This is a genomic window from Mycoplasma enhydrae (assembly GCF_025779955.1).
In the GTDB taxonomy this organism is placed as follows: domain Bacteria; phylum Bacillota_I; class Bacilli_A; order Mycoplasmatales; family Metamycoplasmataceae; genus Metamycoplasma; species Metamycoplasma enhydrae.
The window spans coordinates 1-615 of sequence record NZ_JAOXHI010000026.1; the positions used below are offsets into that span (position 1 = coordinate 1).

Sequence of the window (615 nt, forward strand, 5' to 3'; positions counted from 1 at the left end):
CTATTGAAAAAGCTAAACAAGCTATTCAAAAAGCAAAAGATAATAATTTAGAAGATGAAGCTAAAGATTTAAAACAAAAATTACAAGAAGCTGAACAAACCAAACAAGCTCTAGATAATAAAGTAAAAGAAAAAGAAGCTGAGGATCTAGCAAGTAATAAACAAAAAATAATTGATGCTATCCAAGGTTTAGATGATGCCATAAGTGAAGTAAACGAAGCTCTAAAACCAGCAAATGAACATAATTTAGCTAAAGCAACTGATGCATTAAATAAAATAAAAAATGCTTTAGAAGCAGCTAATAATACTAAAGATGAACTAGAGCCTAAAAAAGATAATTTTAAAGCTGAGTTTAAAGAACTAGAAAATAAAATTAAAACTGCTGAGCAAAAACAAGCAGATATTTTAGCTCGCAAAAATCAAATTGATCAAGAAAGAAATGATGCTAAACAACAATTAAAAGATATTCAAAAATCTTTTGAAGAAAACTCAAACCATTATGATACTAACAAAGATAATTTAGCAGAAGTAGAAAAATCAATAGCGGCTTTAGAAAAAAATAAAACAGATATTGAAAAATTACTACAAAAACTTGATGAAATTAAATTTGATGAAC

General features: G+C 26.3%; 1 protein-coding gene. It reads left to right on the forward strand.

What is annotated here, in order from left to right; all coding sequences use genetic code 4:
* Positions 1-615 (forward strand): hypothetical protein (locus tag OF364_RS03020; RefSeq protein ID WP_263774135.1); only part of this gene is annotated, 615 nt, incomplete at both ends.